This is a genomic window from Phyllobacterium sp. P5_D12 (assembly GCF_054049495.1).
The window spans coordinates 1-6827 of sequence record NZ_JBFUMG010000227.1 but is presented as its reverse complement, the minus strand read 5'-3'; the positions used below and the strand labels follow the sequence as shown (position 1 = coordinate 6827).

Below are 6827 nucleotides of genomic sequence, written 5' to 3'. Positions count from 1 at the left end.
CAGCCGAACAGGGCGCAGAAGCTTCGAATGCCTTTCCAACTTCCCAGGGACGGCCAAGCTTCTTGGCTTCCCCTTGCAGATCGCGGCGGGTCATATCGAGACCAACCGCATAGCCAAATACATGATCGAGCGCATTTTCAGTGGCAATGTCTGAGCCACCCTTTCCAAGCGCAACAACCATTTCCATTTCGAAATGGACATCTTTCGTCGCAGACGGATAGGGGAAATCGCGTCCATCGGTAAGAAGGCAATCCGGATTTTTTTGGAAGAAGAACGGCGGCTCACGGTCAGGATCATGTCCCATCTCGATGGCGTGATCAGCATAATTCCGCCCGACACAATAAATCCGATGAACAGGAAACAGCTTGTCAGAGCCAATCACCCGCAAAGTCGGTTGCGGAAGCGGCTCGAAAACAAATTCATTCTGATGCATTCTTGAGCCTCACCTCAAATTAGTTGGCTGATCTCGATCTCGGTCTTCTCAGACAGCATGACACATACTAGGTGTTATAGAGATCAGACAAATCGCCAATGCAACCTGTCATATGCAGCGGCATAACGCCCTCTACAAGGATTTTGACCTTCGCATGCATCAGAGACTTGATTTGCGAAATCCGTTGCATGCGGACGGCAGCGACGATTTCCTGCTGGAACAAGTCCAGCGGGCGAGTTTCAGCTATTTCTGGGAAGGCGCTCATCCGCAAAGCGGTCTCGCGCGCGACCGCTCCGGCCGGACGTCCGATCCAGCTAATGACCTCGTCGCTATTGGCGGATCCGGCTTCGGTTTCATGGCTATCCTCGTTGCCGTTGAGCGCGGCTGGATTACACGCGATGAGGGACAGCTCCGCATTGAAAAAATGTTGTCTGCGCTCGAACGCGCGAAACGCTATCAAGGCGTTTTCCCGCACTTCATCAATGGCCTGGATGGCACGACCGTACCGTTTACACGTCTGGATGATGGTGGTGACCTGGTTGAAACGTCGCTTCTCGTGCAAGGATTGATTTGTGTCCGGCAATATTTTGCACTCAATGCCCCCGAAGACATCACCATCCGTGACAGGATCAATCGGCTGTGGCGATCGGTCCAATGGGATTCCCACATCAAACCGGGGGAAAAGGTTCTCTACTGGCACCACAGTCCAAAATTTCGCTGGGCGCGTAATGTGCCGATCCGGGGTTGGAACGAAGCGTTGATCACTTACGTCCTGGCTGCCGCCTCCCCTGACCATGGTATCGATCCAGAGATCTATCACGAAGGTTTTGCGTCAAACGGCGCCTTCATCAATGGGCGAGACTATTATGGCGTCAGGTTGCCACTTGGCCCGGACTTTGGCGGCCCCATGTTCTTTGCGCACTATTCTTTCTGCGGCCTGGATCCGCGTGGGCTTACAGACCAATACGCCGATTACTGGTTGCAAAATTGCAGCCACGCGGAAATCAACTACCTGCACAGCGTTCACAATCCACATGGCTATATCGGCTATGGTCAAGATTGCTGGGGCCTATCTTCCAGTCACGGTCCGAGAGGCTACAGGGTAAGTTCGCCCGGTTCAGATTTCGGTTTGATTGCGCCCACTGCCGCTCTCAGCAGCCTGCCCTACGTACCTAAATTCTCGATGCGCGCCTTACGTCATTTCCTGACACTCCCCCATGGCAAGGTGAACGGCAGGTTTGGTTTCGTCGATGCGTTTTCGCCTTCCAGAAAATGGTTCGCCAGAACCTACCTCGCCATAGATCAGGGCCCGACCATTGCCATGATCGAAAATCACAGAAGCGGCCTACTGTGGAAGCTCTTCATGAGCGCGCCGGAAATCCAGAATTCTCTCCAAAACCTTGGCTTTGCAAGCCCTCATCTAGTCGGACCACGGGAACCAATCAAGGGTTGAGGCATTGCTTCTGTCAGGGCAACTGATCATCTTCTGATCGAACTCCGCGTCCTCCCAATCAAGGATCAAACATGAAAATCCATGCTGTTTTCAACCGCGATGGCGGTACGTTTCGCACCATGGATATCAAGTTGTTCGCTGAAACAGCCAAGGAAATTTTTGAAAAGCAGGGCCATACGTTCGAGAGCGAGATTGTAGCTGGCAAAAGCATTGTGAAGGCGCTGCAAAAAGTTGCAGCCGAGGCGGGCGAGCACGTTCTGATGGCAGGCGGCGGCGACGGCACGATTTCGGCCGCCGCTGATGTTGCCTGGAAGGCCAAGGTGCCGCTCGCGGTACTACCCGCCGGAACTATGAACCTCTTTGCGCGCGCCTTGAAAATTCCGCTGGATCTAAACGTAGCCTTGGAAAGCCTCGCCAGCGGCACCATTCAGGCGGTCGACATTTCCACCGCCAATGAGGAAAGCTTTGTTCATCAGTTTTCGATTGGTTTCCAGCCGCAGATGATCAAGCTTCGCAACACCTTGGAGTATCGCTCCCGCTGGGGTAAGCGTCTTGCAAGCATCCGCGCATTTGCAAAAGCCATGGGCAATCCGCCGCGCTTCGCCGTGCGCATGGTCATCGACGGCACCCCGACAGAGCGAACCGTTTCTGCTATCTCGATTTCAAATAATCCTTATGGTAGCGGCGTTTTACCCGTACCTGACAAAGTCGACCGCGGCGAATTGGGCGTTTACGTCGCCGGAGGCCTGACCCCTGGCACAATATTAAAGTTGGCGTTCAGCGTTCTGACCGGGTCATGGCGCCGCAACCCCGACGTCGACGAAATTCTTGCCAAGGAAGTTGAGTTGCACTTTCCGCACCTGCGGCGCAGCGCGAAAGCGACCATCGACGGAGAGTTGATCCCGCTCCCACGAGACGTCAAAATTGTCATTCATGCAGGAGAACTTCAGGTGCTTGTCCCTCAAGACACACTTCCCATATGAAAACGGCGCGGTTTTGACCGCACCGTTCAAGCTAGCTGGATACGATGTCAGCTACTTTTCTTTGATTTCTTGACTGGCGCCGGCTCTCCAGCCGCCTTCCTCGCCGCGGCCTCTTCGGCAGCGAGCTGATCGGCGCTCTTTGGCATTGTGTCGACGACAGAGCGCACTTTACCCTTGTCGGTAACGGTGCACATTGCATCGCGAATATCGACCTTCAAACGCACCTGGTTTAGGCCGCCACCCATTGGCTCGGCATCGACGGCCTTGATGTTGCTTTCGCCCATGAAATATTTGGAAGATGCTGCAGCAATGCACGGTTGAGCGAGAGCGGCGTTCACAGGTGGACGTACGGGCGCAAAAGTCGGCATGGTCGGCATCATGCTGGGTGCGCCGGTGGTAGAACATGCAGCCAGTGGAATGAGGACTACCAAGGGGGCAATCCGGCTTAAAATATCGGTAGGCAGGCGCATGGTTCTCTCCGCAAAGTCTTATCGCAGGATTGGATATAGGCCGGAAACTATTCGGTTTTTATCATTTGTCTAGTGGCACAACTGCCACATTGGGACTTTATTGCCACAAGTCCATCCCCGGACGTCAGCGGGAGACAGACAGCATCCAGTTGAGTACGCCGCGCCAGTCGGTCATCCGAATTGGCGTACCATGATTGCCGCTCTCAAATCGATGAAACCGCGCGGGATACCCCGGTGCCGATGTCCGTATCTTCTGGTAGAATGCCTGCTGCTTTTCGACGGCAAAAACCGGATCACGACTGCCATGGCCGAAGAAGACCGGCAAACGACGTTTGAACGGAGCAGATCCGATGAAGTGCTCATCCCATAGCGATCCGAGAATGATCAGGCCTGAGATGTGCGTGGACGTTTGGGCATCCTGCGCCAGCTTCCAGCACAATGAGCCGCCCATCGATCCACAAGCGACGAAGAGTTTTGCTTGTGGCGATTGCGCCTTGAAATAATCTATCACACCCGCAACTTCGCTTTCGCCCTTGTCTCCGAAGTCACTAAATTCTGGTGTGATATAGAGTCCTCCATTGCGATCCATCAGGTTTTTCAGGCGATTGAAGTTACCGCCGAATGTGAAGTCGTTCATGCCTTGTTGGCGATTGCCGCCCTGGCCGTGCAGATAAATGGTAATGACAGACGCGCCGGAAAGTTTCCCCACCGTCATGACCTTTAGCGGACCCTTATCTGTCGTAACGACAAGGTCCTTTTGCGAACGTTTCGGCTGAAGTGAGATGTAGTTCTGTTTGACGCGTCGTTCCGGCACCTGATCGCGACCGTTAATATCCCGCATTTCGTTATAATCGACCACGACATAGTCACCACCGTCGCCGGTCTTCAGAATTCCGGGATAGGCAAAGAGATCATCTTTGTAGGGTTCGAGCTGCAATGCCGCCGCGGAGCTCGAAAGGCAAACGAACGCCAATGCGCCGAGAATAAAGGACCTGATCAAGCGAATTTCCTATCGGATGGGCTCGGTAATAGTACCACCCGCGCGATGCAGCATATCCGGCGTATCTACGTCAAGGGCAGCCGCCTCGCCGAGCTCCACATCGATGACGGGGATATCTCCACGCTCGATCAAATGACGTGCACCAACATCACCCGCCAGACTGAACACTTCGTTGAACAAGATGCGCGGCAGGATGACAGGATTGCCGCGCTTGCCCTCGAAAGTCGCCCTCACGACAGATTGACCGTCGGCGCTTTGAAAACGCCTGATCATGGCCTGCAGATCGGTCACTGACAAAGCAGGCATGTCGGCCAGAAGCATCATCACACCATCGGACGACGATGGTACGTTCCTGATCGCGGTTTGCAGCGATGAGGCTAGCCCGCTGGCGTAGTCCTTGTTGAGGGCGATCACCACATTGAGCCCATCCAGCGCCGCGCTGCATTGCTCTGCCATATGCCCGAGCACGGCGACGACAGGACGCCCACCCGCCTCGATCGCAGTCCGTGCCGAGCGGCGTATCAGCGGCACATTATCGAAAGTGGCCAACAATTTGTTTGGCCCCATCATGCGGGTTGACTGACCGGCCGCGAGCAGAGCGATCGCAACGTCGGGCCGCGCCGCCACTGGGCGTGGATCGCGCGGTTGCGGACGCGTTGGAATTTCCATCAGCAAGCCTCCGACGCCCATTCCGACGATGTCTGCCTTGGTCACAGGCACATTCGCCATCAGCCGGTCGAGCACCCAATCAAAGCCGTTCTCCTTGGGGCTCCTCGCGCAACCGGGAGCGCCGATCAGAGGTTTTTCATCAAGTTCGCCAAGGATCAGCAGGTTTCCCGGATCGACCGGCATGCCGATATGACTAACGGCTCCGCCTGCCTCCCTGATTGCGGTGGGAACGATATCGTCCTGATCGACCACGGCGGAGGCGCCAAAGACGACGACGAAGTCATTTGCTTTCTGCAATTTGCGTATCGCTTCCGCCAGCGGTTTGCTCGCATGGGTCGGGCGCAGTTCGGATGTCACAACTCCATGATTGGCTGCGATCCGTGCTTCGATGACACGGCGTGTTTTGTCCAGCACTGTCTGCTTGATTGACGGCAGCGTCGTCTGGATCAAGCCAATGCGTGAGCCTGTAAAACCTCGCACTTCAAAGGCCGTGCGACCGCGTGCCAACTCCGCGATCCTGTTAACTACAGACACAGGAACTGCAAAAGGAATGATCTTGGTGGTCGCAACCATCTGCTGCTGCTCTACCCTGTCGAACGCTTTCAATGTGGCGATCGTCACGGAAGGATCAACCGCATTGATGGCGTTGATCAAGTCAGCATTCACCGTGAAAAGCCCGGCCGTTTCGGCATAGCAATTCACCCGGCCGGTCGATGCTGGCCCCGCCTGCACGCCAGACCATTGCAATGCTTCCGTTATCCGTCTGGCCGCTTCGTTTTCTTCGAGATCAGCGTCTTGCAAGCGCGTCGCAATGACGCGAGTCACGCCCGCTTCGCGCAATTGCCCAAGGTCATGTTCGCTGAGGACATGTCCTTTTTTCAGCTTCAGGTTCGCTGTATGCGTCGAGTGCGCAAGAATCGCGCCAAGCGCATCCTCAAGGGGTATTTCACCAAAAATCATGCTGTCTCCAAACGCAGCGTGGTTTGGAGACCTCTCGCTCGAAATGCCTTGATCACCTCGGCCATAACCGCAACGGCGATCTCAGCGGGGCTGGCGGCACCGATATCAAGGCCGATAGGCGAATGAATTAAAGCGATCTCATCCTGGTTGAACCCTAGCGCGGTGAGCCGCTCGACACGCTTTGCATGAGTCTTGCGGCTGCCCAGCGCGCCGACGTAAAAGCATCCAGCTTTTAGAGCCCGCTCCAGCGCCTGATCATCGATTTTCGGGTCATGCGTGACGACAGCAACCGCCGTATAAGGATCAAGTGGTCGCTGCTCGAGTATATCCTGTGGCCATTCTGCAAAGAGTTTGATATCCGGGAAGCGCTCCGGCGTGGCAAACGCCGTACGCGGATCGATGATTTCCATATCGTATCCAGCAATCTTTGCCATCGGAGCCAGGGCCTGGCTGATGTGCACAGCGCCAATCACCACCAGACGCGGCGGCGGCACGTGGACGTTCAGGAAGAACGACTGGCCCTCGATCTCGGCGAGGCTCGATTTTCCGGACAGGAACGCCTGGCTGATCGCATCGCCGAGCAGACCGGCAACCGGATCGCCCTCCTTGATCACGCGGTCACGCCCGTCGCCAAGATCGGTCAGCAACAATGCCGCACGGCGGGCTTGCCGTTCTGCATTGAGTTTCTTCAGACAATAGGGATCCATGCTCAGCCCAGCCGTTCGACATAGACTTTGATACGTCCGCCGCAGGACAGACCGACCTGCCAGGCGGTTTCGTCGGCGACGCCGAATTCAAGCATCCGCGGGGTGCCCTGGCTGATCACATCCATGGCTTCGGCAATGACTGAACCTTCAAC

Annotated in this window: 7 protein-coding genes and 1 pseudogene; 2 read left to right on the top strand and 6 right to left on the bottom strand. The window is 55.7% G+C overall.

Annotated features, from left to right (window positions below):
* Positions 1 to 433, bottom strand: a 433-nt coding sequence (locus ACXJ5O_RS15320) for a fumarylacetoacetate hydrolase family protein (RefSeq protein WP_457300637.1), incomplete at its 3' end; no start/stop codon positions are given.
* Between the two features lie 154 nt (positions 434 to 587).
* On the opposite strand from ACXJ5O_RS15320, the gene ACXJ5O_RS15315 reads away from it, so the two are divergent.
* Positions 588 to 1886 (top strand): glucoamylase family protein, encoded by a 1299-nt coding sequence (locus tag ACXJ5O_RS15315; RefSeq protein ID WP_457300636.1) that lies wholly within the window; start codon positions 588 to 590, stop codon positions 1884 to 1886.
* Positions 1887 to 1957: 71 nt separating this feature from the next.
* A complete protein-coding gene (locus ACXJ5O_RS15310) occupies positions 1958 to 2869 on the top strand; it encodes a diacylglycerol/lipid kinase family protein (protein ID WP_457300635.1) in 912 nt (303 codons plus the stop codon).
* A 47-nt stretch (positions 2870 to 2916) separates the two neighbouring features.
* On the opposite strand, the gene ACXJ5O_RS15305 is transcribed toward ACXJ5O_RS15310, so the two are convergent.
* From ACXJ5O_RS15305 to ACXJ5O_RS15285, 5 genes and pseudogenes are all read right to left on the bottom strand, one after another.
* Positions 2917 to 3339 (bottom strand): hypothetical protein, encoded by a 423-nt coding sequence (locus ACXJ5O_RS15305; RefSeq protein ID WP_457300634.1) that lies wholly within the window; start codon positions 3337 to 3339, stop codon positions 2917 to 2919.
* A gap of 124 nt (positions 3340 to 3463) precedes the next feature.
* On the bottom strand, positions 3464 to 4339 hold the full coding sequence (locus tag ACXJ5O_RS15300) for an alpha/beta hydrolase (RefSeq protein ID WP_457300633.1): 876 nt from the start codon (positions 4337 to 4339) through the stop codon (positions 3464 to 3466).
* A 9-nt stretch (positions 4340 to 4348) separates the two neighbouring features.
* The gene (locus tag ACXJ5O_RS15295; protein WP_457300632.1) at positions 4349 to 5968 is read right to left on the bottom strand and encodes an NTP transferase domain-containing protein; all 1620 of its coding nucleotides are present in this window, start codon (positions 5966 to 5968) and stop codon (positions 4349 to 4351) included.
* Positions 5965 to 6675 (bottom strand): XdhC family protein, encoded by a 711-nt coding sequence (locus ACXJ5O_RS15290; RefSeq protein WP_457300631.1) that lies wholly within the window; start codon positions 6673 to 6675, stop codon positions 5965 to 5967. The genes ACXJ5O_RS15295 and ACXJ5O_RS15290 overlap by 4 nt, the downstream gene beginning before the upstream one ends.
* A 2-nt stretch (positions 6676 to 6677) precedes the next feature.
* Positions 6678 to 6827 (bottom strand): annotated as a pseudogene (locus ACXJ5O_RS15285) (XdhC family protein); the annotation flags it as partial.